Raw genomic sequence first — 24,712 nt, forward strand, 5'->3', positions numbered from 1 at the left:
GCGGGTTAACCCTTGTTTGGATGCATCTCCCCAGATCGCATCAGCGCGATTGGTGATGCATTAGTTATTTTGATTGTTGAGTTTTTTGAGCTCGCGCAGCTTATCGGCGATGCGCAACTCCAGCCCACGCTCCACCGGCCGGTAGAAGCCGGGGTCGGGCATGCCATCGGGCAGGTACCGCTCGCCCGCGGCGAAGCCGTCCGCTTCATCGTGGGCATAGCGGTAGCCCTTGCCGTAGTCCAGTTCCTTCATGAGTTGGGTCGGCGCGTTGCGCAGATGCATGGGCACCGGGCGGGTCCCGTCTTTCTTCACGAATGCCTTCGCTGCGTTGAAAGCCTTGTAGACCGCGTTGCTCTTGGGCGCCACCGCCAGATAGACCACGCATTCGGCCAGGGCCAGTTCGCCTTCGGGGCTGCCGAGGCGCTCGTAAACCTCGGCGGCGTCCAGCGCCAGGCGCAGGGCGCGCGGGTCGGCCAGGCCAATGTCCTCGCTGGCCATGCGGATCAGCCGGCGCGCCATGTAGCGCGGATCTGCACCGCCGTCGAGCATGCGCACGAACCAGTACAACGAGGCATCCGGATCGGAGCCGCGCACGCTTTTGTGCAGGGCGCTGATGGTGTCGTAGAACTGCTCGCCCCCCTTGTCATAGCGGCGCATGCGCTCACCCAGCACCTTGAGCAGCCAGGCATCGGTGACTTCGGGGAGCTGTTCACGGCTGGCCGCCACGGCCAGGGTTTCCAGCGTGTTGAGCAGGCGCCGCGCGTCGCCATCGGCATAGGCAATCAGGCGATCGATGGCGGCTGCCTCAATCGCCGGGACGGCGTCAATGGCCTGCGCCTTGGTCACGATCTGGCGCAGATCGTCCTGCGACAGCGGCTGCAACACGTAGACTGCTGCACGCGAAAGCAGGGCCGAGTTGACCTCGAATGAGGGATTTTCGGTGGTGGCTCCGATGAAGGTGAACAGGCCGCTCTCCACATGGGGCAGGAAAGCGTCCTGCTGGCTCTTGTTGAAGCGGTGCACCTCGTCGACGAACAGGATGGTGCGTTGGGCGGTGAGGCCATCGCGCGCAGCCTGAGCGCGCTCGACTGCGTCCCGGATGTCCTTCACGCCGCCCAGCACCGCGCTGATGGTCAGGAACTGCGCGTCGAAGGCATCGGCCATGAGGCGCGCGATCGTGGTCTTGCCCACACCCGGCGGACCCCAGAGGATGCAGCTGTGGGGCTGGCCGGACTCAAACGCCAGACGCAGCGCCATGCCCTCGCCCAGCATGTGCTGCTGGCCGATCACCTCGGCCAGGGTGCGCGGGCGCAACCGCTCGGCCAGGGGGACGTGTGAACTCGCGGCAGGCACGGCGGTGTTCAGTCCAGCGCAGGCGACAGCGCCGTTCAGGGCCGGATGACCGAGGCGCCGGCCGGCGGCTGGAACGTGAAGTCCGCCGGCTTCAGAGGTGCGTTGGCCTGCCAATCGCGGAAGGTGAGCACGGAGCGCTGGCCCAGGCTGTCCTCGATGTCCAGCACGGCGAGTTGCCCTTGGCGAAAACCCACGCGCACCATCTGGAGCTGGCCATCGCGGTCCTTGGGGCGCGCCTCCAGCCATTCCATGCCGTCTCGAGCGGCTCCGGACTTGAGTTCGAACGCTTCCGAGAGCCCCTTGAGATCGGTGCCCGCCGCGATCAGCGCCGCAGGCGTGCTGCCCAGGGCGTCCTTCTGCGAGCGTGATGTCACTTGGTTCAGGTCCACGTCATGCAGCCACAGGGTCTGGCCGTCGGCCACGATGGTCTGTTCGAACGGTTTGGCGTACTCGAAACGGAAACGGCCTGGGCGAAGAAACTCAAAGCGACCGCTGGACGTCTTGCTGCGCGCCATGGTTTCGTTCGCGCGCTTGGGCGAAGTCACCACCTGCGTGAACGTGGCCTTGCCGCTATCGACCTCGCGCAGGAATCGCTCCAGGTCTTGCAGGCCATCGGCCCGGGCGGTAAGCGCGGCCAGGGCGAGTGCGCAGGAGGTTAGGACTTGTCTGATGATCATGGAAGGTCTGATCCGGTCGCGCCCGGTTGGTTGCAGCACTGTGCCACTCATTCCCCGCGCGAGGGCACCAGGATGTCGCGCTGGCCGCTGGAGGTGAGCGCGCTCACCAGGCCGGCGTTTTCCATGTCTTCCAGCAGACGCGCGGCGCGGTTGTAGCCGATCTTGAGCTTGCGCTGCACATAGGAGATGCTGGCCTTGCGGTCCTTGAGCACGATCTCGACCGCCTGGTCATAAAGTGCGTCCTTCTCGCCGTTGCCGCCCTCGCCGCCGCCCTCGCCAAAGAGGTCGCCACCCTCGCCATCGCCCGTGCCACCTTCGAGCACGCCATCGATGTAGTTCGGCTCGCCCCCCTGCTCTTTCAGGTAGGCCACCACGCGGTGCACTTCGTCGTCGCTCACGAACGCGCCGTGCACGCGAACCGGAAAACCCGTGCCCGAGGGCATGTACAGCATGTCGCCCATGCCGAGCAGGCTCTCGGCGCCCATCTGGTCGAGGATGGTGCGGCTGTCGATCTTGCTGCTGACCTGGAAGGACAGGCGCGTCGGGATATTGGCCTTGATCAGGCCGGTGATTACGTCCACGCTGGGGCGTTGCGTGGCAAGAATGAGGTGAATGCCCGCGGCGCGTGCCTTCTGGGCCAGACGCGCGATGAGTTCCTCGATCTTCTTGCCCACCACCATCATCAGGTCGGCCAGTTCGTCGATCACCACCACGATGTAGGGCAAGCGCTCCAGCGGCTCGGGCTGCTCGGGCGTAAGGCTGAATGGGTTGCCAATGATCTCGCCGCGCGCGGCGGCCTCGTCGATCTTGGTGTTGAAGCCGGCGAGGTTGCGCACGCCCATCTTGCTCATGAGCTTGTAGCGCTTCTCCATCTCCGCGACGCACCAGTTCAAGCCGTTGGCCGCGTGCTTCATGTCGGTAACCACCGGCGCGAGCAGATGGGGGATGCCCTCGTACACGCTCATCTCGAGCATCTTCGGGTCGATCAGCAGCAGGCGCACGTCGCGCGCATCGGCCTTGTACAGCAGCGACAGGATCATCGCGTTGATGCCCACCGACTTGCCCGAACCCGTCGTGCCGGCCACGAGGCAGTGCGGCATCTTCGCCAGATCGGCCACCACGGGTTGACCGCCGATGTCCTTGCCCAGGCCCATGGTCAGCATGGACTTCGCGTCGTTGTAGACCTGCGAGCCGAGAATCTCGCTCAGCTTGATGGTCTGGCGCTTGGCGTTGGGCAGCTCCAGCGCCATCAGATTCTTGCCCGGGATGGTCTCGATCACGCGGATCGACACCAGCGACAGCGAGCGCGCCAGATCGCGCCCGAGGTTGACAATCTGCGACCCCTTCACTCCAGTGGCGGGCTCGATTTCGTAGCGCGTGATGACCGGGCCAGGTGCCGCCGCCACCACACGCACCTCGACACCGAAGTCCTTGAGCTTCTTCTCGATCAACCGGCTGGTCATCTCCAGCGTCTGGCTGTCCACACCCGCCTGGTGCGACGGCGCACTGTCGAGCAGGTCCACCTGAGGCAATTTGCTGTCGGGCAACTCGGTGAACAGCGGCTTCTGGCGCTCCTTGGCCACGCGCTCGCTCTTGGGAACATCCACCAGCGTGGGTTCGATCACCACGGGTGTGGGATGGTGCTCCTCGATTTCCACCCGCTCGACCTTCACCACCTCTTCGCGTTCGCGCGCAGCCTTCTCGCCAATGCGCTGGTCCTCCACCGCTTCGCGCTTCTCGCGCCGGGCCTCAAACCAGCCATCAAGCGTATGCCCGACTTCCTCGGCCCAGTGCCCCCAGGAAAAGCGGAATACCGTCGGCAGACACACGAGCAACAACGCCAGCATGGCCAGCGCCGAACCCGTGAACCCCAACCACCACGTGGCAAGGGGGCCCAGCGCATGTCCGAGCACGCCACCCGCATGACCCGGCAGCAGCGATTCGAGGCGGTACAGGCGGCTCCATTCCAGTACCGCGCTGGCCACCACCAGGGTCGCGAGTGCCAGCCAGAACAGGCTGCGGCGGGCCCAGGGGCGGCGCCAGAAGCGGGCTGCGGTGACCTGCTCGGGCGGTGCGCCGCGAATCCAGCGCGCGAGCGCCGACAGCCAAGCCCGCAAGCCCACCAGAAAAAGCCACCACACCGAGAAACCGAGCAGGTAATAGCTCCAGTCCGCCAGCAGGGCGCCGAGGTGCCCGCCCCAGTTGCCCGGCTCGGCCAACGAGCCGGTGGTGCTCCAGGCTGGGTCGGCCAGCGAATGGCTCAATAGCGCGAGCAGCCAGAAAGCCAGGGCGGCGGCGCCCAGCACCAATCCGATCTCCTGGGCAAACCGGGACACACCCGCCGGACTCGCGCTGTTGCGCTCGGCGTTGAGGGTGTTGAGAGAGTAAGTCATAGGCCTCGCTGAATTCCAGCGGCTAGCTTACCCCATGAGCCCGCCCTTTCGGGCGATGCCGGCCGCCTTGGCCAGCGCGCTCAACCGAGCGAATTGAGGCGTTCCTTGATGACGGTGCTGCCGTCTTCCGTCACCTCGATGAAGCCCCGGTCCTCAAGGTCTTTCATGACACGGCTGACCATCTCGCGCGACGCGCCGATCATCTTGGCCACGTCCTGCCGGGAGACCCTTTCCTTGATGGTGAGCACCCCGTCCTTGTCGGGGTGGGCAAACTCGAGGAGCGCGCGCGCCACCCGGCCGTACACATCCATCAGGGCCAGCGACTCGATCTTTCGGTCGGCGTGGCGCAGGCGCTGTACCAGGCCCTTCATGACCGCGTACGCCATCGACGTGTTCTCGGGCAGGCAACGCGCGAATTCGGTGCGCCCCAGGATCAGCACATCGGTCTGCACCTCCGCGCGCACCGTGGCCGAATGCGGCTGGTTGTCGATCAGGCTCATCTCGCCCACATAGTCGCCGGGATTCATCGTGGCCAGGATCACCTCGCGGCCCCGCGTGTCCGTTGTCACCACGCGCGCGCGCCCGGTCAGCACGATGGCCAGGCAATTGGATTTCTTGCCCTGCTCGACGATGCACTCCCCGCGCTTGAAACGCCGCTTGATCACCGAGTCGGCCACCGATTCGGCCTGCGCCTGGGTGAGCGTGGAAAACAACGGCACCCGGCGGATCAGATCGAGATTGGACAGGAGGGACATGCGTGTATTCCTTTGTTGGGACGGCGCGGACCGCGCTCTTTCATACAATGATTCGCACTCATTGGGCGCTCTGTCGCACTGGATTCGAGCCCGGGCGCCCCCAAATAACCACCTACTCTAAACCACTTGGCCTCAAATTCGATGAGGCGATGAACATGAAACACGCGAAAGTCCTCATCCTGGGTTCAGGCCCTGCCGGCTACACGGCCGCCGTCTACGCGGCGCGCGCCAACCTCAACCCCGTGCTCATCACCGGCATCGCCCAAGGTGGCCAGCTCATGACCACGACCGATGTGGACAACTGGCCCGCCGACGCAGAAGGCGTGCAGGGCCCCGACCTGATGCAACGCTTCCTCGCGCACGCCGAGCGCTTCAACACCGAAGTGATCTTCGACCACATCAACACGGTCGACTTCAGCCAACGCCCGTTTGTGCTCAAGGGCGACAGCGGCGAGTACAGCTGTGACGCCCTCATCATCGCCACCGGAGCGTCGGCCAAGTACCTGGGCCTGCCATCGGAAGAGCTCTTCATGGGCAAGGGCGTGTCAGGCTGCGCCACCTGCGACGGTTTCTTCTACCGCGGGCAGGAAGTCAGCGTGGTCGGCGGTGGCAACACCGCTGTGGAGGAAGCCCTGTACCTGTCCAACATTGCCAGCAAGGTCACGCTGGTGCATCGGCGCGACACCTTCAAGGCCGAGGCCATCCTGGTCGACAAGCTGATGGACAAGGTGGCTGCCGGCAAGATCGAACTCAAGCTGCACAGCACCCTGGAAGAGGTGCTGGGCGACCAGACCGGCGTGACCGGCGTGCGGCTGAAGAGCGTGAAAACCGGTGCCACCGAAGACCTGGCGGTCAAGGGCTGCTTCATTGCGATCGGCCACCAGCCCAATACCGACATCTTCAAAGGCCAACTGGACATGAAGGATGGCTACATCACCACCCGCTCGGGTCTGCAGGGCATGGCCACCATGACCAGCGTGCCCGGGGTGTTTGCCGCTGGCGACGTGCAGGACCACGTCTACCGCCAGGCCATCACCAGCGCCGGCACCGGCTGCATGGCTGCCCTGGATGCCCAGCGATTCCTGGAGCAGAACGCGGCCTGAGCCCTTCGGAACGGCCCGTGCTCGCCGGCGGGTTGCTCTTTGGCTATAATTGCGGGCTTTGCTGAGATTTACCGGCTTGCCCGGGCACGAAGCAGATCCACGGGTTACCGCCACCCTTTCCTGGCGAGGTGAGGCTGATGCGCCCAGCACGGAGACCACTCCGGTTCGCGGCCAGCAGCTGTTTGAAATGATCGGAGTGTCCTCATGGCACGCGTCTGCGACGTTACGGGCAAGAAGCCCATGGTCGGGAACAACGTTTCCCACGCCAACAACAAAACCAAGCGCCGGTTCCTGCCGAACCTGCAATACCGCCGCTTCTGGGTCGAGAGCGAGAACCGCTGGGTGCGCCTGCGCGTTTCCGGCGCTGCCCTGCGCCTGATCGACAAAAACGGCATTGACGCTGTGCTCGCCGACCTGCGCGCACGCGGTCAGGCTTAAGGAGAACCGAACATGGCAACCAAAGGCACACGCGAGAAGATCAAGCTGGAGTCCACCGCTGGAACCGGCCACTTCTACACCACCACCAAGAACAAGAAGACCACGCCGGACAAGATGCTGATCAAGAAATTTGATCCCAAGGCCCGCAAGCACGTGGACTACAAGGAAATCAAGCTCAAGTAATCGAGCCCTTTCCCCGACAAAAAAAGCCCGCTGTGAAAACAGCGGGCTTTTTTCATTCAGCCGCGCCGCAGGCGCGGCGCGGGCCAGGCATTGTTCAGGCGTGGGCCGAGCGCAGCTTGATGGAGAATTCCTGCAACGCGGCAATGCCACTTTCTTCGGCGCGGCGGCACCACGCCTGCAAGTCCGCGGCAAGCTGCTCGCGGGTGGCGTTGGTGCTGGACCAAAGTGCGCGCAGCTCTTCGCGCATGGTGACCATCTTGTCGAGCACCGGATGCTCGGCGCGCACCTGGGCCAGTTGCGGTTTGACGCTGGCAGGCACCTTGTCGTCGTCGCGGTGCAGCCAGCGGCGCGCGGCCTGGAGCACGGTGGCATCGCCACGGCGTTCGCGCAGCGTCTGGATCTCGCGCTTGCATGCGGCGCGCATTTCACGCGCATACCCTGCCATCACCTCGTAGCGGTTCGCAATGATGGCTTCCAGCGTCTTTTCGTCGGCCACGGGTCGCACGACGCCGTAGGCCATCTTGGGCGGCACCTTCTTCACGGAAGCCAGCCCGACGGACTTCAACAGGGTGATGTACATCCAGCCGATGTCGAATTCGTAGGGCTTGACCGACAGCTTGGCCGAGGTCGGGTAGGTGTGGTGGTTGTTGTGCAGCTCTTCGCCACCGATCAGGATGCCCCAGGGCGAAACGTTGGTGCTGGCATCAGCGGCCTCGAAGTTGCGGTAGCCCCACCAGTGGCCGATGCCGTTGATGATGCCGGCGGCGGTAAGGGGAATCCAGATCATCTGGATCGCCCAGACCGTCAGACCCAGCGCGCCGAACAGCGCCACATCGATGATGAGCATCAGGCTCACGCCCAGGCGCGAGCGGCCGGTGTATAGGTGCTTTTCAATCCAGTCGTTCGGGGTGTTGTGGCCATAGCGCTCCAGGGTTTCCTGGTTCTTCGCCTCGGCGCGGTACAGCTCGCTGCCCTCATAGAACACCTTCTTGATACCGAACACCACCGGGCTGTGCGGATCACCTTCATGTTCACACTTGGCGTGGTGCTTGCGGTGGATGGCGGTCCACTCCTTGGTGACCATGCCGGTGGTCAGCCAGAGCCAGAAGCGGAAGAAATGCGACGCGATGGGGTGCAGGTCCAGCGAACGGTGCGCCTGGTGGCGGTGCAGGAAGATGGTGACGCTGGCGATCGTGACATGGGCCAGCAGCAGGGCAACCAGAATGGCCTGCCACCAGGTGGCGCCCGTCAGGCCCTGGTCCAGGAACTGGATCAGGCCGTCCCATACTTGGGAAAAGGTTCCGGAATCGGAAGAAATCATGGATGTCCTATAAGACCGCCCGAGGGTCGCAGGAATGTGTCAAGGCCAGACCCATGGGCGGTGTGGGCCAGCGAAGTCGGGATTTTAAGGGAGGGGGGGGCAAATCACCAACCCATGGCCCACACCGGATGAAAACTTACTGGCTCAGATCAAGAGAATTGACGGATTTTCAAGGCCTTTTCCGCCAGACGGCAGCAAAAAAGCCGTCCGTTGCATGCCGATGAGGCCAAAGCCGCAGCCAGCGGCCTTGTTCGCCCGAACACAGCGCGGCGGCCTCCCCCACCTGCATGGCGGCCAGCAGGTCCGCAACCGCCAGGGGTTCGAAATCGGAATGGGCCTGCTCAAACGCCTGCGCGACGGCTTCGTTTTCCTGGGGCAACAGGCTGCAGGTGGCATACACCAGCCGCCCGCCCGGCTTGAGCAGGCGCGCCGCGCTGTGCAGGATCGCCTTCTGCAGTTCGGCCTGGGCGGCAACCGTGGCGGGCGTCTGGCGCCATTTCAGGTCAGGGCTGCGGCGCAGCGTGCCCAGGCCTGAGCAGGGCGCATCCACCAGAACGCGGTCGATCTTCCCGGCCAGGCGCTTGATGCGGTCGTCGCGCTCGTGGGCAATGGCGACCGGATGCACGTTGGACAGGCCGCTGCGCGCCAGCCGCGGCTTGAGCGCATCCAGCCGGTGGCCCGAGGTGTCGAAGGCATAGAGCCGGCCGCTGTTGCGCATGGCCGCACCGATGGCCAGCGTTTTGCCGCCCGCGCCGGCGCAGAAATCCACCACCATCTCGCCCCGTTTGACGTCCACCAGCAGGGCCAGCAGCTGGGATCCCTCGTCCTGGACTTCCACCTCGCCCTGAACAAAAGCAGGCACCTTGGCCAGCGAGGGTTTGCCCTGCAGGCGGATCCCCATTGGCGAATAGGGCGTGGGTGCCCCAACCAATCCCGCCGACTTCAAAGATGTGAGCGCCCCCTCTCGTTTCGACTTCAGCGGGTTCACACGCAGGTCCAGCGGCGCGGGTTGGTTCAGGCTGGCCACCAGCGCATCGAACTCGCCACCCACCTGTTCACGCAGCGCCTCGGCCAGCCAGTCGGGCAGGTTGTGACGGTGCGGCGCCATCAATTCGGCGTCGGTCACGGCATCACAGTGGTCGAGCCAGGTCTTCTCCGGCTCGCTCAATGCACTCTTGATGAAGTCGCGGTCGCCGGGAAAGGCCAGGATGGCCAGTCGGCGCCATTTGGAGCCGCTGCCCGAACGCGCGAGCCACTCCAGTTTCAGGCGCTCGCGCAAGATGGCGTACACGGTGTCGGACAAGGTGGCGCGTTCACGAGGGCCCAGTGACCGATTTTCGCGAAAGTGGCGGGCGACAACCGCGTCGGCAGGTTGCTCGAACCTGAACACCTGTTCGATCAGGCGGGCGCTTTCGTCCAGAAGGGCTTTGGGATGCATGGCCGGTATTGTCCCATCGGGCATGGCGCGTCCCCGATAATGCGCGGTTATGTCCGAGATCTCCGAACAGGTGCGCCGCCGGCGCACCTTCGCCATCATTTCCCACCCCGACGCGGGCAAGACCACCCTCACCGAGAAACTGTTGCTGTTCTCGGGCGCGATCAACATCGCGGGCAGCGTGAAGGCACGCAAGGCCGCGCGCCATGCCACCAGCGACTGGATGGAGATCGAGAAGCAGCGGGGCATTTCTGTCGCCTCGTCGGTCATGCAGATGGAATACCGCGACTGCGTGATCAATCTGCTGGACACGCCCGGTCACCAGGACTTCAGCGAAGACACCTACCGCGTGCTCACCGCCGTGGACGCGGCATTGATGGTGATCGACGCCGGCAATGGCGTGGAACCCCAGACCCGGCGCCTGCTGCAGGTCTGCCGCGCGCGCAACACGCCCATCCTCACCTTCGTGAACAAGATGGACCGCGAGGTGCAGGCCCCGCTGGACCTGATGGACGAAATCGAGCGCGAGCTCGGCATGACAGTGGTGCCCTTCACCTGGCCGGTGGGCATGGGCAAGACCTTCCGCGGCGTGTTCGACCGGCGCACCGACCAGATGCGCGTGTTTGCCGCCGGCGAAGACCGCCGCGGTGGCGACGAGGACGTGCTGGCCGGGCTGGACAACCCCGAGAGCATGAAGCGCTTCGGCGCCGAGTTCCAGCAGGCCAGGGACGAGCTGGAGCTGGTCGAAGGTGCTTCGCCCGCATTCGACGAAGCACTGTTCCTCGCCGGCAAACAGACGCCGATGCTGTTCGGTTCGGCGGTGAACAACTTCGGCGTGCGCGAGGTGCTCGACACACTGGTGGACCTGGCACCGCCGCCCGGCGAGCGGCCCGCGCTGCAACGCGTCGTCAAACCAGAGGAACCCAAATTCAGCGGCGTGGTGTTCAAGATCCAGGCCAACATGGACCCGGCGCACCGCGACCGGATCGCCTTCGTGCGCATGGCCAGCGGCCATTTCGAGCGCGGCATGAAGCTCAGGGTGGTGCGCTCGGGCAAGGACCTCAGGCCCAACACGGTGGTCAGCTTCCTATCGCAGCGCCGCGAGCTGCTCGACGAAGCCTTTGCCGGCGACATCATCGGCATTCCAAACCACGGTGTGCTGCAACTCGGCGACACGCTGACCGAGGGCGAGAACCTTCAGTTCACCGGCCTGCCCTTCTTCGCCCCCGAGATCATCCGCAGCGTGGAAGTGGCCGACCCGCTGCGCAGCAAGCAGTTGCGCGCCGGCCTGACCCAGCTCGGTGAGGAGGGCGCGATCCAGGTGTTCCGCCCGGTGGCGGGCTCGGTGCTGCTGCTTGGCGCCGTCGGCCAGTTGCAGTTCGAGGTGGTCGCGCATCGGCTGGAGCACGAGTACGGCGTGAAGGCACGCATCATGAACAGCCCCTACCAGGTGGCGCGCTGGGTGACCTGCGCGCCCGAAGACGGCGGCGAGATCGAACTCAAGAAATTCATCGACGCCAACAGCCACCGCGTGGCGCTCGACGCGGTGGACGCGCCCACGCTGCTGGTGGACCATGCGGCCACACTGCGCGCGGTCGAGGCCAACTGGCCGAAGATCAAGTTCCACGCGATGCGCGAGCACGCGGGCCTGGTTTTTCACAAGTCGATGTAGTCCGCGCGCAACTTGCGGACCCCTCAACCTTTCTGCAGCAGCGCCTCGATCGCCCGCGGGTAAATCAGGTGCTCCTGCGTCAGCACCCGCGCGGCCAGCGTCTCGGCGGTGTCGCCCGGCATCACCGGCACCACCGCCTGGTCCAGGATCTCGCCGTGATCGAGCTCACTGGTCACACGGTGCACCGTCGCACCGGCAAAGCGGCAGCCCATGTCGATCGCGCGCTGGTGTGTCTTCAGTCCGGTGAAGGCGGGCAGCAGGCTGGGATGGATGTTGACCAGGCGGCCTTCGTAGTGCCGCACGAAACCTGGGGTGAGGATGCGCATGAAGCCGGCCAGCACCACCAGCCCGGGTTCGTGCCGATCGATCCCGGACATCAGGGCGGCATCAAAATCTTCGCGGCTGGCGTAGGCGGTATGGTCCAGCGCGGCGGTGGCGATGCCTTGCGCTTTCGCCCACACCAGCCCCTGGGCGGCGGCCTTGTTGCTGATCACGGCCGCCACGCGCGCGCCAAAGCGCGTCTGCCAGCGCTGCGTCCGGGCGGTCTCCACGATGGCAGCCATGTTGGATCCGCTGCCGGAGATCAGAATCACGATGTTTTTGTTCACGCCAGACATGGCCGGGAAGTGTAATGACCTCAGACCTGCAGACCTCCTCAGCCGGCCGCCCGCGCGGCCATGATTTTCAACAGCGCCCGCTCTCACCGGCCGAGGCACGCGTGCTCGGCACCCTGATGGAAAAGGCGCGCACCGTGCCCGACAGCTACCCGCTGACGCTCAACGCGCTGGTGACGGGCTGCAACCAGAAGTCCAGCCGCGAGCCGGTGATGAACCTGGCCGATGCCGCTGTGCTGGAGGCGCTCGACACGCTGCGCAGCCTGCACATGGTGCTTGAGGGCAGCGGCAGCCGCGTCACGCGCTACGAACACAACTTCCCCCGCGCGGCGGGCGTGCCCGACCAGTCGGCCGTGCTGCTGGGCATGCTGATGCTGCGCGGCCCGCAGACCGCCGGTGAACTGCGCCTGAACACCGAGCGCTGGTACAAGTTCCTCGACATCGCCTCGGTCGATGGCTTTCTGGAAGAACTGCAGGAGCGCAGCGCAGACAAGGGCGGCCCGCTGGTGGTGAAGCTGCCGCGCGCACCGGGCGCGCGCGAACAGCGCTGGGCCCACCTGCTGTGCGGTCCCGTGGATGTGGCTGCCCTGACGACGAACCCGTCCACCCAGGGCAGTGCTGCCACCGAAGACGAACTGATTGCCCTCACCCGGCGCCTGGCCACGCTGGAAAACACCGTGGCCGCCCTGCAGGACCAGCTGCAGAATCTGAACGAGCAGCTCGGCTTGTCGCAGCCCGGACAGCCATAAAACGAACGGTCGTGCGAAACTGGCCGGCGTTGTTCAATTTGCCGGCACCTCCGCGGTGCCGGCCACCAGGAGACATCCCATGGATTTGGCATTCACGCCCGAGGAACAGGCGTTTCGCGAGGAGATCCGCGGTTGGGTCAAGGCCAACCTGCCCGCCGAGATTTCCCACAAGGTCCACAACGCCCTGCGCCTCACACGCGACGACATGCAGCGCTGGGCCAAGATTCTGGGCAAGAAGGGCTGGCTCGGCTGGGGCTGGCCCAAGGAATTCGGCGGCCCGGGCTGGAACGCCGTGCAGAAGCACCTGTTCGAGGAAGAGTGTGCCCTGGCGGGAGCGCCCCGCGTGGTGCCGTTCGGCCCCGTGATGGTCGCGCCCGTGATCATGGCGTTCGGCAACAAGGCGCAACAGGAACGCTTTCTGCCCGGCATCGCCAGCGGCGAGGTCTGGTGGAGCCAGGGCTACAGCGAACCCGGTTCGGGCTCGGATCTCGCATCGGTGAAATGCCGCGCCGAGCGCAAGGGCGACAAGTACATCGTCAACGGCCAGAAAACCTGGACCACGCTGGGCCAGTATGGCGAGTGGATCTTCTGCCTCGTGCGCACCAGCAACGAAGGCAAGCCGCAGACCGGCATCTCCTTCCTGCTGATCGACATGAAGTCGCCCGGCGTCTCGGTGCGCCCCATCAAGCTGCTGGACGGCGAGTGCGAGGTCAACGAAGTCTGGTTCGACAACGTCGAAGTGCCAGCCGAGAACCTGATCGGCGAAGAGAACAAGGGCTGGACCTACGCGAAGCACCTGCTCAGCCACGAGCGCACCAACATCGCCGACGTGAACCGCGCCAAGCGCGAGCTCGAACGCCTCAAGCGCATCGCCAAGGCCGAAGGCGTCTGGGACGACCTTCGCTTTCGCGACCAGATCGCGCTGCTCGAAGTCGATGTGGTCGCGCTGGAAATGCTGGTGCTGCGCGTGCTCTCGGCCGAGAAGTCGGGCAAGAACTCGCTCGACATCGCCGGCCTGCTCAAGATCAAGGGCAGCGAGATCCAGCAGCGCTACAGCGAACTCATGATGCTCGCGGCCGGCCCCTACAGCCTGCCCTTCATCGAGGAAGCCATGGAGGCCGGCTGGCAGGGCGATTTCCCCGGCGGTGTCAACGCCAACGCGCCACTGGCATCCACCTACTTCAACCTGCGCAAGACCACCATCTACGGTGGCTCGAACGAGGTTCAACGCAACATCGTCGCGCAGACGGTTCTGGGCTGAGGAGACACACATGGATTTCGATTTTTCCGACGACCAGGCCGCCCTGCGCGACGCCGTTCAGAAGTGGGTGGAGAAGGCCTACACCTTCGAGCGGCGCAATGCCATCGTGGCCGCGGGCGGCTTTGACCGGGCCGCGTATGGCGAACTCGCCGAGCTCGGCCTGGCCGGCCTGTACGTGAGCGAGGGCGACGGCGGTCTGGGCATGGGGCCGGTCGAAGGCATGGTGGTGATGGAGGAGCTGGGCCGCGGCATCGTGCTCGAACCGCTCGCCCAGACCCTGATCGCCTCGGGCCTGCTCGGCGGCTACGCACCCGCGAATCTCAAGGCCAGCTGGCTGCCACGCGTGGCCTCGGGCGAGGCGCTGGTGGTGCTCGCACAGCAGGAACGCAAGGCGCGCTACCGGCTCGACATCTGCGCCACCACCGCCACCCAGGCGGGCAAGGGCTGGACGCTGTCGGGCACCAAGAACCTCGTCCCGGTGGCCGACCAGGCCGACGCCTTCATCGTGCCCGCCATGGCCGGCGGCCAGCTTGCCCTGTTCCTGGTGGAGCGCACCGCCACGGGCGTGGCCACACGCGGCCACCGCACGCAGGATGGTGGCCGCGCCGGTGACCTGACGCTGAAGGACGCACCCGCACAGCTCATCACCACCGACGGCCAGACCGCGCTGGAACACGGCGTGGACATCGGCATCGCGGCCACCTGCGCCGAAGCCGTGGGCGTGATGGACAAGACGCTGGCCATCACCGTCGAATACATGAACACGCGCAAGCAGTTCGGCGTGACCATCGCCAGCTTCCAGGCGCTGCGCCACCGGGTGGCCGACATGAAGATGCAGCTGGAGCTGGCCCGCTCCATGAGCTACTACGCCAGCCTCAAGCTCAACGCGCCCACGGCGGAACGCCGCGCCGCCATGGCGCGCGCCAAGGTGCAGCTGGGCACGGCCATGCGCTTCGTGGGCCAGCAGGCGGTGCAGTTGCACGGTGGCATCGGCGTGACCGACGAGTACATCGTGAGCCACTACTTCAAGAAGCTGACCCAGCTGGAGATGAGCCACGGCGACACCCTGCACCACCTCGGGGAGGTGTCCAGCCGGATGCAGGACACGGCCGGCGTGTTCGCCTGATCCCCCAGAACGGCCCGCACCACGCGGGCCGTTCTGTTTCTGCCGCCGACAACAACACCCGGAGACCACCATGACCACCCGCCGCCACGTTCTGGCCCTCGCCGCCAGCAGCCTCTTGCTCGCCGCGTGTGCCAGCGCCCCGCCAGCCACCGGGCAGCCACCCGTCGTCTTCGTCCACGGCAACGGTGATTCGGCCTCGATCTGGCAGACCACGGTGTGGCGCTTCGAGGCAAACGGCTGGCCACGTGAACGCCTGCACGCCATCGACCTGCCCTACCCGCTGGCGCGCGACGACGACGGCAAGCCCCAACCCGGACGCACCTCGACCACCGAGCACATGGCCTTCCTCAAGGCCGAGGTGGACAAGGTGCTGCAGCGCACCGGCGCAAAGCAGGTGGTGCTGGTAGGCAACTCCCGTGGCGGCAACGCGATCCGCAACTACATCCAGAACGGGGGTGGTGACAAGACCGTGAGCCACGCGATACTGGGCGGCACGCCCAACCACGGCGTCTGGGCCGCCAAGGGCTTTCGCGAAGGCAACGAGTTCTCGGGCACAGGGCCGTTCCTGACCGCACTCAACGCACCCAAGAACGCCGCGGGCGACGAGGTCGCCGGGCCGGTGCAATGGATGACCATCCGCTCGGACAACAACGACAAGTTCGCCCAGCCCGACGGCCTGTGGATCGGCGCCAAGGGCACACCGACCAACGTCACCTTTGAAGGGCCCGCGCTCAAGGGCGCGCACAACGTGGTGCTGCCGCGGGTCGATCACCGCGAAACCTCGTTCTCGCCGGCCGCCTTCGATGCCACCTGGCGCTTCATCACAGGGCGCTCGCCGGTGACGGTGAACGTCCCGGCCCTCGCGCCGGTGGTGCTCAACGGCAAGCTCACCGGCCTGGGTCTGAATCCGTCCGATCCGGCCTCGGGCAACTACGCCAACAACCTGCCCCTGCCCGGCGCGCAGCTCGCGGTGTACGCCACCGACCCGGCCACCGGCGAACGCAAGGGCGCGCCAGTGCACAGCAAGACCGTCGGCGCCGACGGCCTCTGGGGACCCTTCACGGCACAGGCCGGCGTCCCCTACGAGTTCGTCATCAGCGCACCCGGCTACGCCACCACCCACATCTACCGCAGCCCGTTTCCGCGTTCCAGCGAACTGATCCACCTGCGCGCCGAACGCATCGCCGCAGCCGACAAGGAGGCCAAGTCCATCGTGACCTTCACGCGACCACGTGGCTACTTTGACGCGCAGCGAGACAGGATGAGCTTCGACGGCAAGGCACTGCCTGGCGTGCCGCCTGCCGGTGCCGGCCTGTCCAGCGCCAGGATCAAATTGATGGAAAACGGCGTGCGCGCCATCACGGCAGAGTTCAACGGCGAGAAGATCGCGGGCCGCACCTGGCCTGCGGCGGACAACCGGGTGGTCGTCCTTGAACTGACCTATTGACGGCTCTCCCGGACTCAGGCGTGCAGGCGCGAGGTCTTGGGCAGGTGCGACATCAGGAACTCCATCTGGTCGGCCAGGATGCGCCGGTTGCGCAGGATGAAGTCCTCCCACAGGCTGGGCACGTAGGGCGCGTACAGCAGCCCCATGTGCGCCTGCTCCGGCGTGCGGTTGCCCTTGCGGTGATTGCACGACTTGCAGGCCGTCACCACGTTCATCCACGTGTCGCGCCCGTTCTGCCCCAGGGGCACGATGTGCTCGCGCGTCAGCACCTCTTCATGGAAATGCTCGCCGCAGTAGGCGCACACATTGCGATCGCGCGCGAACAGCTTGCTGTTGGTCAGCGTGGGGCGCAGGTCGAACGGGTTGATGCGCGGCACCCCCTGGGTGCCGATGATGGAATTGACGTTGATGATCGACTGGCGCCCGGTGATCGCGTTGTGCCCGCCATGGAACACCGCCACCTCGGCCCCCATCTCCCAGCGCACCTCGTCCGCGGCGTAATGCAGCACGGCTTCTTCGAGGCTGATCCACGACTGTGGCAGCCCCTGGGCGGAGAGCTTCAAGACCTTCAAGACGGGCTCCTTCAAGTGAACACGCAACTGGAAGGGACGGCCCTGCGAAGCCGTCCAGCGGCCGCCGGCCTGGCCTGCGGGCGCATATCATCGTGTGCCAATATAGCAAGACTTTAAGACGGCCGACTTATGAAGGCCAAAGCACAATAACCTACGGCTATCGAAGGTCATGTGTTTTGCTCGCGCAACACATCAAACACCACCCGCTGCGCCCGCGATGTCGCAAGGCTGCAAGACTGGTTGCGGTGCCTAGCTACGGTGACTGACTACAGCCAATAGCAGTCCATCGCGATGATGGGACAAGGGACTGTCTTGGATTGATCTGCAACGGTCCAACTTGGCCTGGAAGCAAAATGGCCAGCAGTCAACGGCGGGACCGCCCAAGCAGCAATTGCACCGCGACAAACCCGGCGCCCACAGCTGCCCCCAAACCAGGAAAAATGACAAGGTTGTCTGCGATCAGTGGCGCCTGGTTGAACATCAAAGAGACCGCACTCGTGCACACGCCGAGCATCGAACCGATGTAGATTGGCGTTGCCTTTCGAAGCAGCCAGCGCAACTTGGGCGTGGCTGCCAACGCTAGCAAGCCTCCTGCGAGCAGCAGCATCACCATCAGGCGCACACCAAACAGCCAAGCGATCAGCAACCCAATCGCGACTAGCGCGAAGCGAAGCGGAAGGTGTGCGGACTCTTCCTCAGAGGATGCTTGCCGATTGCGCAAGTCGTCTGCGAAGCGCTGGTTTTGCCCTTCGCTGCGCCCCATGGACTCGGCTAAGTTTTTCGGCGGTGCGATTGGTGTGCCCGAATACCCGTCACGCATTCCACGTTGATTGTCTTCGAATGTCATGTTGATTCCTTTCGCATGGCAACGCCGCCGAACTGTTCGCGACCGGGTCGACGGACAGTAGCCCGCGCTCTTGCTGCCTACTTGAGCCCTGTCGAACAGGACCACCCAAGCCTCAAAAAAGTCCGCACCGGCACATTACCAGTTCAGACGACGCCAGGCCATCAACAATTCGGATCAGTAGACGTCACCAGAAACGGGAAGCCTCATTTTTTGGGCTAGTACTGCGGGGAATGCTTTCACGCAATCCAGGCCGAAAGCTGTCCTCGTAGCCGAGGCAGCGACTGGCACGAAGTAGACTTCGATCCACGTCACTTGGCGCTGAAGACCGCCAGTCAAAAAAACAAGCTTTGATGACTCGGCCCCGCGCCGTGCCCAATAAGGCACCGGGACCGCCCTTCCAACCCCTCGCACGGCATGAAAATCTTTCGCGGTTTGCGCACCCAGCCCGACAGCCCGGGGGGCTGCGCACTGACCATTGGCAACTTCGACGGTGTGCACCGTGGCCACCAGGCCATGCTGGCGCTGCTCATCAACGAAGCGCGGCACCGCGGCGTGCCCAGCTGCGTCATGACCTTCGAGCCGCACCCGCGCGACTATTTTGCGGCGCTGCACCACAAGCCCGAACTGGCGCCCGCGCGCATTGCCACGCTGCGCGACAAGCTGCAGGAGCTGGAACGCTGCGGCGTCGACGAGTGCCTGGTGCTGCCCTTCAATGCCCGCCTGGCCAGCCAGTCCCCCGGGTCCTTCATCGAGGACACGCTGGTGCGCGCGCTGGGGGTGAAGTACGTGCTCGTGGGCGACGATTTCCGCTTTGGCGCCAAACGCGCGGGCGACTACGCCATGCTTGACGCCGCGAGCGGCCGCCTCGGTTTCGACGTGGCGCGCATGCAGAGCTACGAGGTGCACGGGCTGCGCGTGTCCAGTTCGGCGGTGCGCGAGGCCCTGGGCGAGGGACGCATGGACGACGTGGCCGCGCTGCTCGGTCGGCCCTACAGCATCAGCGGCCATGTGGTGCACGGCCGCAAGCTGGGCCGCCAGCTGGCCGAGACCGCACCGGGACGCGGCGACGGCTTTCGCACCCTCAACCTGCGTTTCTCGCACTGGAAACCCGCCGCCAGCGGCATCTTCGCGGTGCACGTGCACGGGCTGGGTCCGCACGCGGACTCTCCCCCGCTGCCAGGTGTGGCCAACCTCGGCGTGCGCCCTTCGCTGGATCCGGACGACGTCAACGGCGGGCGTGTGCTGCTGGAGACCCATTGCCTCGAATGGCCTGCGGCGCTGGCCGCCAGCCTGCCCGGGGGGGAGGCCTACGGTAAAATCGTGCGCGTGGAACTGCTGCACAAACTGCACGACGAGCTGAAATACGACGGCCTCGACGCCCTGACCCAGGGCATCGCCCGGGACAGCGACGACGCACGCGCGTTCTTTGCGTCGCTGCACACGCAAACCCACCGGCAGACCACCCGCGACCGAATTTAGACGATCCGTCTGCCCGGTCGCCGCCCTTCGACAGGCTCAGGGCGAACGGTGTCGCCCCCAGTTCCCGCACTCCCCCGCACGGGCTGAGCTTGTCGAAGCCACCACGGAATCTCCCCTGTCATGTCCGACGCTCCCACCGACTACCGCAGCACCCTCAACCTGCCCGACACGCCCTTCCCCATGCGCGGCGACCTGCCCAAGCGCGAGCCGGGCTGGGTCAAGGCGTGGCAGGACGAAGGGCTGTACCGGCGCCTGCGCGTGGCCCGTGCCGGCGCGCCGCTGTTCGTGCTGCACGATGGCCCGCCCTATGCCAATGGCAAGCTGCACATCGGCCATGCGCTCAACAAGATCCTCAAGGACATGATCGTCAAGAGCCGCCAGCTGGCCGGCTTCGACGCCCAGTACATCCCCGGCTGGGACTGCCACGGCCTGCCGATCGAGAACGCGATCGAGAAGCTGCACGGCCGCAACCTCGGCCGCGACGACATGCAGGCCAGGAGCCGCGCCTACGCCACCGCACAGATCGATCAGCAGCGCGAGGACTTCCGCCGCCTGGGCGTGCTGGGCGACTGGGAACGCCCCTACCGCACCATGGACCCGGCGAACGAGGCTGGCGAGATCCGCGCCTTCAAGCGCGTGATCGAGCGCGGATTTGTCTACCGCGGCCTCAAGCCGGTCTACTGGTGTTTCGACTGTGGCTCCTCGCTGGCGGAGTTCGAGATCGAGTACGCCGACAAGAAAAGCGACACGCTGGACGTGGCGTTCGAGGCGGACGACCCGGCGAAGCTTGCGGCCGCTTTCGGCCTGCCCGCCTTGCCCACGGGCAAGTCCGCGTTCGCTGTGATCTGGACCACCACCGCCTGGACCATCCCCGCCAACCAGGCGCTCAACGCGCACCCGGATTTCACCTACGCCCTGGTCGATACGCCCAAGGGCTGCCTGGTGCTGGCGGAAACCCTGGTCGAGAAGTGCCTGGAGCGCTTCGGCCTGAGCGGCACGGTGCTGGCCACGGCATCGGGCAAGGCGCTGGGCGGCATGAACTTCCGCCACCCCCTGTTCGACGTGGACGCGGGTTACCGCCGCCTCTCGCCGATGTACCTGGCCGACTACGTGAGCGACGCCGACGGCACCGGCATCGTGCACTCGTCTCCCGCCTACGGTGTGGACGACTTCAACTCCTGCACCGCGCACGGCATGAAGGTCGAGGACATCCTCAATCCCGTGCAGGGCAACGGCACCTATGCGCCCGACTTCCCGCTGTTCGGCGGCCTGCACATCTGGAAGGCCGTGCCGGTCATCCTGGAGGCCCTGAAGAACGCCGACCGCCTGCTGGCCACGCAGACCATCACGCACAGCTACCCGCACTGCTGGCGCCACAAGACGCCCGTGATCTACCGCGCCGCCGCGCAGTGGTTCGTGCGCATGGACGAGGGCGAGGGCGTGTTCACAAAAGACAAGGCGCCCAGGACGCTGCGCCAGACCGCGCTGGACGCCATCGAACAGACCCGCTTCTTCCCGGCCAATGGCAAGGCACGCCTGCACGACATGATCGCCAACCGGCCCGACTGGTGCATCTCGCGCCAGCGCAGCTGGGGCGTGCCCATCCCCTTCTTCCTGCATAAGGACTCGGGTGAGCTGCACCCGCGCACCATGGAGATCCTGGACCAGGCGGCCGACATCGTCGAACGCGGTGGCATCGAAGCCTGGAGCCGCGTCACGGCCGAGGAGATCCTCGGCGCGGACGACGCGAAGCACTACACCAAGAGCACCGACATCCTTGAGGTGTGGTTCGACTCGGGTTCGACCTTCCAGCACGTGCTGCGCGGCAGCCATGCCCAGGCCTACGACCGCCTGCCTTACCACGAGGCAGGGCCCGAAGCCGACCTCTACCTCGAAGGACACGACCAGCACCGCGGCTGGTTCCACAGCTCGCTGCTGCTGGGCTGCGCGCTGTACGACCGCGCGCCCTACCGCGGCATCCTGACGCACGGCTTCAACGTCGATGGCCAGGGCCGCAAGATGAGCAAGTCGCTGGGCAACGTGATCGAGATCGAGACCTTCGCCAAAGACCCGGGTGCCGAGATCGCGCGCCTGTGGGTTGCATCCACCGACTACTCGGGCGACCCGCCCATGGACAAGAAGGTCATCGCCCGCGTGACCGACGCCTACCGCCGCATCCGCAACACGCTGCGCTTCCTGCTGGCCAACGTGAGCGATTTCGACCCGGCGGCCGACGCCGTGCCCTTCGACCAGTTGCTCGAGATCGACCGCTACGCGCTGGCCCGCGCGGCGCAGTTCCAGGCGGAGATCCGTGCGCACTACGAGGTGTACGAGTTCCACCCGGTGGTGGCCAAGCTGCAGGTGTACTGCTCGGAGGACCTGGGCGCGTTTTACCTCGACGTGCTCAAGGACCGGCTCTACACCACCGCGCCCAAAAGCCTGGCGCGGCGCAGCGCGCAGACCGCCCTGCACCAGATCACCCACGCCATGCTGCGCTGGATGGCGCCCTTCCTGAGTTTTACGGCCGAGGAAGCCTGGCCGGTGCTGGCCGGGGCGCAGAGCCGGGGCTCGATCTTCTTCGAAACCTTTGCCGAACTGCCCGAGGCGGACGAGGCGCTGCTGGCGAAATGGTCGCGCGTGTGCGAGGTGCGCGAACTCGTCAACAAGGAGATCGAGACCGTGCGCGCCGCCGGCGGGGTCGGGTCCTCGCTGCAGGCCACTGTGCGCGTCACCGCACCGGCCGAAGACCACGCGCTGCTGGCCACGCTGGGCGACGACCTGAGGTTCGTGCTGATCGTGTCGGCCGTGGAGCTGCTGCGCGGCGACGCGCTCGCCGTGCAGGTGACCCCGGCCACTGCCGCCAAGTGCGAGCGCTGCTGGCACTACCGCGACGACGTGGGTGCCGATGCCGCGCACCCCACGCTGTGCGGGCGCTGCACCAGCAACCTGTTCGGCGCGGGCGAAGCCCGTTCGGTGGCCTGATGGCGCGCGTGGGCAGCGCTGGCATCTGGCCCTGGCTGGGCCTGGCCGCCGTCCTGATCGTGGCCGACCAGGTCAGCAAGCAGATCATCCTGGCCCACTACCAGCTCGGCGACAGCACGTACGTCGCCAGCTTCTTCAACATCGTGCGCGCGCACAACACCGGCGCGGCCTTTTCCTTCCTGGCGAACGCGGGCGGCTGGCAGCGCTGGTTCTTCACCGCCGTGGGCCTGGGCGCGGCGGTTTTCATTGTCTGGATGCTGCGCTCGCACCCGGGTCAGAAGCTGTTTGCGTTCGCGCTCGCCTGCATCCTGGGTGGTGCGCTGGGCAATGTGATCGACCGGCTGTTGCATGGCTACGTGGTGGACTTCCTCGACTTTCACTGGCCCGCGCTGGCCGGCCTGTTCCCGGGCGGGCACTTCCCTGCGTTCAATCTGGCCGACACCGCCATTTCCGTGGGTGCGGTCGCCCTGATCCTGGACGAACTCCTTCGCCTGCGCAGCAAGCGCTGAGCCAGCGCCCGCGCCACCCGGCGGCGCGGCGTATAGTTTTGAGGTTCATGAAACACCTCCTGGATCTTCTGGCCGCCATTGCCCTGCTGGTGTGGGGCACCCACCTCGTTCGCACCGGCGTGTTGCGGGTCTTCGGCAGCAACCTGCGCCAGATCCTCGCCACCAGCATGGGCAACCGCTTCACCGCGGCGCTCTCGGGCCTGGGTGTCACGGCCCTGGTGCAATCGAGCACCGCCACCGCGCTCATCACCGCGTCCTTCGTCGGCCGTGGCCTGATCGCGCTGCCCGCCGCCCTGGCCGTGATGCTGGGCGCGGACATCGGCACCAGCCTGATGGCGGTGGTGTTCTCCTTTGACCTGTCGTGGCTCTCACCCCTGTTCATCTTTCTGGGTGTGGCCCTGTTCATCTCGCGCCAGGGCACGCCGGTCGGGGACTTCGGGCGCGTGCTGATCGGGCTGGGCCTGATACTGCTGGCGCTGCAACTGATCTCCGGCGCCACCAGCGTGCTCACGCGCAATCCGGCGGTGCAGCTCATGCTGCAATCGCTCTCCAGCGACCGCCTGCTGGAAATCCTGGTGGGCGCCGCGCTCGCGGTGCTGGCCTATTCCAGCCTCGCCGTGGTGCTGCTGGCCGCGGCCCTGGCGCTGCAGGTCGTGGGCCTGGACGTGGCCCTGGGCATCGTGCTGGGCGCCAACCTGGGCAGCGGCCTGCTGGCCGTGATCACCACCGCCCGCTCCGAGCTCAGCACGCGCCAGGTGCCTCTGGGCAACCTGCTGTTCAAGGTCCTGGGCGTGGCCATCGCCATCGGGCTCATCCCGCTGTGGCGCAGGTTCATGGAACCCCTGGTGCAGGACCCGGCCACGCTCACGGTGCTGTTCCACCTGAGTTTCAACCTCATGGTGGGCCTGATCTTCATCGGCCTCACCCGCCCTGTGGCGGGCCTGGTGAACCGGCTGCTGCCGCTCAAGGAAGGCAAGGGGCCACTGGACCGGCCCAACCACCTCGACCCCTCGGCCCTGGCCACGCCGTCGCTGGCCATTTCCTGCGCGGCGCGCGAGGCCATGCACCAGGCGGATGTGGTCGAAACCATGCTGCGCGGCGTGGTCACCGTGATCCGCACCAACGACCTCAAGCTCGCGCAGGACCTGCGCAAGCTCGACGACACGGTCGACAGCCTCTACTCGGCGATCAAGTACTACCTCACCAAGATTTCGCGCCAGCAGCTCAGCGAAGCCGAGGGCCGGCGCTGGACCGACATCATCAGCTTCACCATCAACATGGAGCAAATCGGTGACACGGTCGAGCGCGTGCTGCTTGACGTGGAGGACAAGAAAATCCGCAAGGGCCGCAACTTCTCGGAAGCCGGCATGGCCGAGATCGTCGAGCTGCACACCCGCCTGATCAACAACCTGCGTCTGGGCATGAGCGTGTTCCTCAACGGCAACGTGCGCGACGCGCAGCGCCTGGTCGAGGAAAAGGTGCGCTTTCGGGACATGGAGCGCGAGTACGCCGCCACCCACCTCGACCGGCTCTCGGACATGAGCCCGCAGAGCATGGACACCAGTGCGCTGCACCTGGACCTGATCAGCGACCTCAAGCGAATCAACTCGCACATCTGCTCGATCGCCTACCCGATCCTGGACAACGCGGGCGTGCTCGCGCCCAGCCGGCTGCGCGAGCCCCCGCCCAACGCCAGCCGCTTCTGAGCCACGCGCCGGCGCGATGCCCGGCCCGCTGCAGGCGCGCAACCGCTGTGCTACGCTGGCCCTCCGTTTTCGCGACCCGCTTCAGGAGAC

The 24,712-nt window shown here is 65.9% G+C and carries 21 protein-coding genes; 12 read left to right on the forward strand and 9 right to left on the reverse strand.

All coding sequences use genetic code 11. From position 1 onward, the window contains the following. Window positions 1-60 precede the first annotated feature (60 nt). The 4 genes from AB7P10_RS02330 to AB7P10_RS02345 all read right to left on the reverse strand — a co-directional run bounded on the left by AB7P10_RS02330 (window position 61) and on the right by AB7P10_RS02345 (window position 5,178). The gene (locus AB7P10_RS02330) at window positions 61-1,353 is read right to left on the reverse strand and encodes a replication-associated recombination protein A (protein WP_428292235.1); all 1,293 of its coding nucleotides are present in this window, start codon (window positions 1,351-1,353) and stop codon (window positions 61-63) included. Window positions 1,354-1,388: 35 nt separating this feature from the next. Further along, window positions 1,389-2,024, reverse strand: coding sequence for an outer membrane lipoprotein chaperone LolA (gene lolA, locus AB7P10_RS02335; protein ID WP_428292514.1), 636 nt, complete (start codon window positions 2,022-2,024; stop codon window positions 1,389-1,391). A 53-nt stretch (window positions 2,025-2,077) separates the two neighbouring features. After that, the gene (locus tag AB7P10_RS02340; RefSeq protein ID WP_428292236.1) at window positions 2,078-4,423 is read right to left on the reverse strand and encodes a DNA translocase FtsK; all 2,346 of its coding nucleotides are present in this window, start codon (window positions 4,421-4,423) and stop codon (window positions 2,078-2,080) included. Window positions 4,424-4,503: 80 nt separating this feature from the next. Further along, window positions 4,504-5,178 (reverse strand): Crp/Fnr family transcriptional regulator, encoded by a 675-nt coding sequence (locus AB7P10_RS02345; protein WP_428292237.1) that lies wholly within the window; start codon window positions 5,176-5,178, stop codon window positions 4,504-4,506. A gap of 155 nt (window positions 5,179-5,333) precedes the next feature. Here AB7P10_RS02345 and trxB point away from each other — a divergent pair, with 155 nt between their 5' ends. The 3 genes from trxB (at window position 5,334) to rpmG (ending at window position 6,902) form a co-directional block, all read left to right on the forward strand. Next, window positions 5,334-6,281: a thioredoxin-disulfide reductase gene (trxB, locus tag AB7P10_RS02350; protein ID WP_428292238.1), complete on the forward strand. Its 948-nt coding sequence runs from the start codon at window positions 5,334-5,336 to the stop codon at window positions 6,279-6,281. Window positions 6,282-6,485: 204 nt separating this feature from the next. Next, complete coding sequence (gene rpmB / locus AB7P10_RS02355) at window positions 6,486-6,719, forward strand: 50S ribosomal protein L28 (protein ID WP_056269541.1); 234 nt, start codon at window positions 6,486-6,488, stop codon at window positions 6,717-6,719. Window positions 6,720-6,731: 12 nt separating this feature from the next. Beyond that, window positions 6,732-6,902, forward strand: a complete 171-nt coding sequence (rpmG, locus tag AB7P10_RS02360) for a 50S ribosomal protein L33 (RefSeq protein WP_066088635.1) — start codon at window positions 6,732-6,734, stop codon at window positions 6,900-6,902. Window positions 6,903-6,996: 94 nt separating this feature from the next. Here the strand turns inward: rpmG and AB7P10_RS02365 are convergent, their stop codons facing one another. Together AB7P10_RS02365 and AB7P10_RS02370 are read right to left on the reverse strand one after the other, a co-directional pair. Next, window positions 6,997-8,223: a DesA family fatty acid desaturase gene (locus tag AB7P10_RS02365; RefSeq protein ID WP_428292239.1), complete on the reverse strand. Its 1,227-nt coding sequence runs from the start codon at window positions 8,221-8,223 to the stop codon at window positions 6,997-6,999. Window positions 8,224-8,392: 169 nt separating this feature from the next. Further along, the gene (locus AB7P10_RS02370) at window positions 8,393-9,661 is read right to left on the reverse strand and encodes an RsmB/NOP family class I SAM-dependent RNA methyltransferase (protein WP_428292240.1); all 1,269 of its coding nucleotides are present in this window, start codon (window positions 9,659-9,661) and stop codon (window positions 8,393-8,395) included. A gap of 49 nt (window positions 9,662-9,710) precedes the next feature. Between AB7P10_RS02370 and AB7P10_RS02375 the strand changes: the two genes are divergently transcribed. Next, complete coding sequence (locus AB7P10_RS02375) at window positions 9,711-11,330, forward strand: peptide chain release factor 3 (protein ID WP_428292241.1); 1,620 nt, start codon at window positions 9,711-9,713, stop codon at window positions 11,328-11,330. A 23-nt stretch (window positions 11,331-11,353) separates the two neighbouring features. Here the strand turns inward: AB7P10_RS02375 and purN are convergent, their stop codons facing one another. Further along, entirely contained in the window at window positions 11,354-11,938 is a 585-nt protein-coding gene (purN, locus tag AB7P10_RS02380) for a phosphoribosylglycinamide formyltransferase (protein ID WP_428292242.1), read from the reverse strand. Window positions 11,939-11,961: 23 nt separating this feature from the next. On the opposite strand from purN, the gene AB7P10_RS02385 reads away from it, so the two are divergent. The 4 genes from AB7P10_RS02385 (at window position 11,962) to AB7P10_RS02400 (ending at window position 16,527) form a co-directional block, all read left to right on the forward strand. After that, entirely contained in the window at window positions 11,962-12,693 is a 732-nt protein-coding gene (locus tag AB7P10_RS02385) for a YceH family protein (RefSeq protein WP_428292243.1), read from the forward strand. 79 nt (window positions 12,694-12,772) lie between these two features. Beyond that, window positions 12,773-13,954 carry an acyl-CoA dehydrogenase family protein gene (locus tag AB7P10_RS02390; protein WP_428292244.1) on the forward strand — a complete coding sequence of 394 codons (1,182 nt, stop codon included), beginning with the start codon at window positions 12,773-12,775 and terminating at the stop codon, window positions 13,952-13,954. Window positions 13,955-13,964: 10 nt separating this feature from the next. Next, complete coding sequence (locus AB7P10_RS02395; protein ID WP_428292245.1) at window positions 13,965-15,080, forward strand: acyl-CoA dehydrogenase family protein; 1,116 nt, start codon at window positions 13,965-13,967, stop codon at window positions 15,078-15,080. A gap of 70 nt (window positions 15,081-15,150) precedes the next feature. Next, window positions 15,151-16,527 (forward strand): alpha/beta fold hydrolase, encoded by a 1,377-nt coding sequence (locus AB7P10_RS02400; RefSeq protein WP_428292246.1) that lies wholly within the window; start codon window positions 15,151-15,153, stop codon window positions 16,525-16,527. 14 nt (window positions 16,528-16,541) lie between these two features. Here the strand turns inward: AB7P10_RS02400 and AB7P10_RS02405 are convergent, their stop codons facing one another. Then, window positions 16,542-17,099: an HNH endonuclease gene (locus AB7P10_RS02405; RefSeq protein ID WP_428292247.1), complete on the reverse strand. Its 558-nt coding sequence runs from the start codon at window positions 17,097-17,099 to the stop codon at window positions 16,542-16,544. 364 nt (window positions 17,100-17,463) lie between these two features. Further along, window positions 17,464-17,946, reverse strand: coding sequence for a hypothetical protein (locus AB7P10_RS02410; protein WP_428292248.1), 483 nt, complete (start codon window positions 17,944-17,946; stop codon window positions 17,464-17,466). Between the two features lie 414 nt (window positions 17,947-18,360). On the opposite strand from AB7P10_RS02410, the gene AB7P10_RS02415 reads away from it, so the two are divergent. From AB7P10_RS02415 to AB7P10_RS02430, 4 genes are all read left to right on the forward strand, one after another. Next, on the forward strand, window positions 18,361-19,425 hold the full coding sequence (locus AB7P10_RS02415) for a bifunctional riboflavin kinase/FAD synthetase (RefSeq protein ID WP_428292249.1): 1,065 nt from the start codon (window positions 18,361-18,363) through the stop codon (window positions 19,423-19,425). A gap of 120 nt (window positions 19,426-19,545) precedes the next feature. Next, window positions 19,546-22,407 (forward strand): isoleucine--tRNA ligase, encoded by a 2,862-nt coding sequence (gene ileS / locus AB7P10_RS02420; RefSeq protein WP_428292250.1) that lies wholly within the window; start codon window positions 19,546-19,548, stop codon window positions 22,405-22,407. Beyond that, the gene (gene lspA / locus AB7P10_RS02425; RefSeq protein WP_428292251.1) at window positions 22,407-22,916 is read left to right on the forward strand and encodes a signal peptidase II; all 510 of its coding nucleotides are present in this window, start codon (window positions 22,407-22,409) and stop codon (window positions 22,914-22,916) included. Before ileS ends, lspA begins: the two co-directional genes overlap by 1 nt. A gap of 47 nt (window positions 22,917-22,963) precedes the next feature. Further along, window positions 22,964-24,622, forward strand: coding sequence for a Na/Pi cotransporter family protein (locus tag AB7P10_RS02430; RefSeq protein WP_428292252.1), 1,659 nt, complete (start codon window positions 22,964-22,966; stop codon window positions 24,620-24,622). The last annotated feature ends 90 nt before the right edge of the window (window positions 24,623-24,712 follow it).

Source organism: Hydrogenophaga sp. (assembly GCF_050182545.1).
Taxonomy (GTDB): domain Bacteria; phylum Pseudomonadota; class Gammaproteobacteria; order Burkholderiales; family Burkholderiaceae_C; genus Hydrogenophaga.

What these genes read in the sequence shown, in the direction of transcription:
- AB7P10_RS02340 (WP_428292236.1), bottom strand. Translation starts at nt 4,423, where the DNA reads ATGACTTACTCTCTCAACACCCTCAACGCCGAGCGCAACAGCGCGAGT.
- AB7P10_RS02345 (WP_428292237.1), bottom strand. Translation starts at nt 5,178, where the DNA reads ATGTCCCTCCTGTCCAATCTCGATCTGATCCGCCGGGTGCCGTTGTTT.
- trxB (WP_428292238.1), top strand. Translation starts at nt 5,334, where the DNA reads ATGAAACACGCGAAAGTCCTCATCCTGGGTTCAGGCCCTGCCGGCTAC.
- rpmB (WP_056269541.1), top strand. Translation starts at nt 6,486, where the DNA reads ATGGCACGCGTCTGCGACGTTACGGGCAAGAAGCCCATGGTCGGGAAC.
- rpmG (WP_066088635.1), top strand. Translation starts at nt 6,732, where the DNA reads ATGGCAACCAAAGGCACACGCGAGAAGATCAAGCTGGAGTCCACCGCT.
- AB7P10_RS02365 (WP_428292239.1), bottom strand. Translation starts at nt 8,223, where the DNA reads ATGATTTCTTCCGATTCCGGAACCTTTTCCCAAGTATGGGACGGCCTG.
- AB7P10_RS02370 (WP_428292240.1), bottom strand. Translation starts at nt 9,661, where the DNA reads ATGCATCCCAAAGCCCTTCTGGACGAAAGCGCCCGCCTGATCGAACAG.
- AB7P10_RS02375 (WP_428292241.1), top strand. Translation starts at nt 9,711, where the DNA reads ATGTCCGAGATCTCCGAACAGGTGCGCCGCCGGCGCACCTTCGCCATC.
- AB7P10_RS02385 (WP_428292243.1), top strand. Translation starts at nt 11,962, where the DNA reads ATGACCTCAGACCTGCAGACCTCCTCAGCCGGCCGCCCGCGCGGCCAT.
- AB7P10_RS02390 (WP_428292244.1), top strand. Translation starts at nt 12,773, where the DNA reads ATGGATTTGGCATTCACGCCCGAGGAACAGGCGTTTCGCGAGGAGATC.
- AB7P10_RS02395 (WP_428292245.1), top strand. Translation starts at nt 13,965, where the DNA reads ATGGATTTCGATTTTTCCGACGACCAGGCCGCCCTGCGCGACGCCGTT.
- AB7P10_RS02400 (WP_428292246.1), top strand. Translation starts at nt 15,151, where the DNA reads ATGACCACCCGCCGCCACGTTCTGGCCCTCGCCGCCAGCAGCCTCTTG.
- AB7P10_RS02410 (WP_428292248.1), bottom strand. Translation starts at nt 17,946, where the DNA reads ATGACATTCGAAGACAATCAACGTGGAATGCGTGACGGGTATTCGGGC.
- AB7P10_RS02415 (WP_428292249.1), top strand. Translation starts at nt 18,361, where the DNA reads ATGAAAATCTTTCGCGGTTTGCGCACCCAGCCCGACAGCCCGGGGGGC.
- ileS (WP_428292250.1), top strand. Translation starts at nt 19,546, where the DNA reads ATGTCCGACGCTCCCACCGACTACCGCAGCACCCTCAACCTGCCCGAC.
- lspA (WP_428292251.1), top strand. Translation starts at nt 22,407, where the DNA reads ATGGCGCGCGTGGGCAGCGCTGGCATCTGGCCCTGGCTGGGCCTGGCC.
- AB7P10_RS02430 (WP_428292252.1), top strand. Translation starts at nt 22,964, where the DNA reads ATGAAACACCTCCTGGATCTTCTGGCCGCCATTGCCCTGCTGGTGTGG.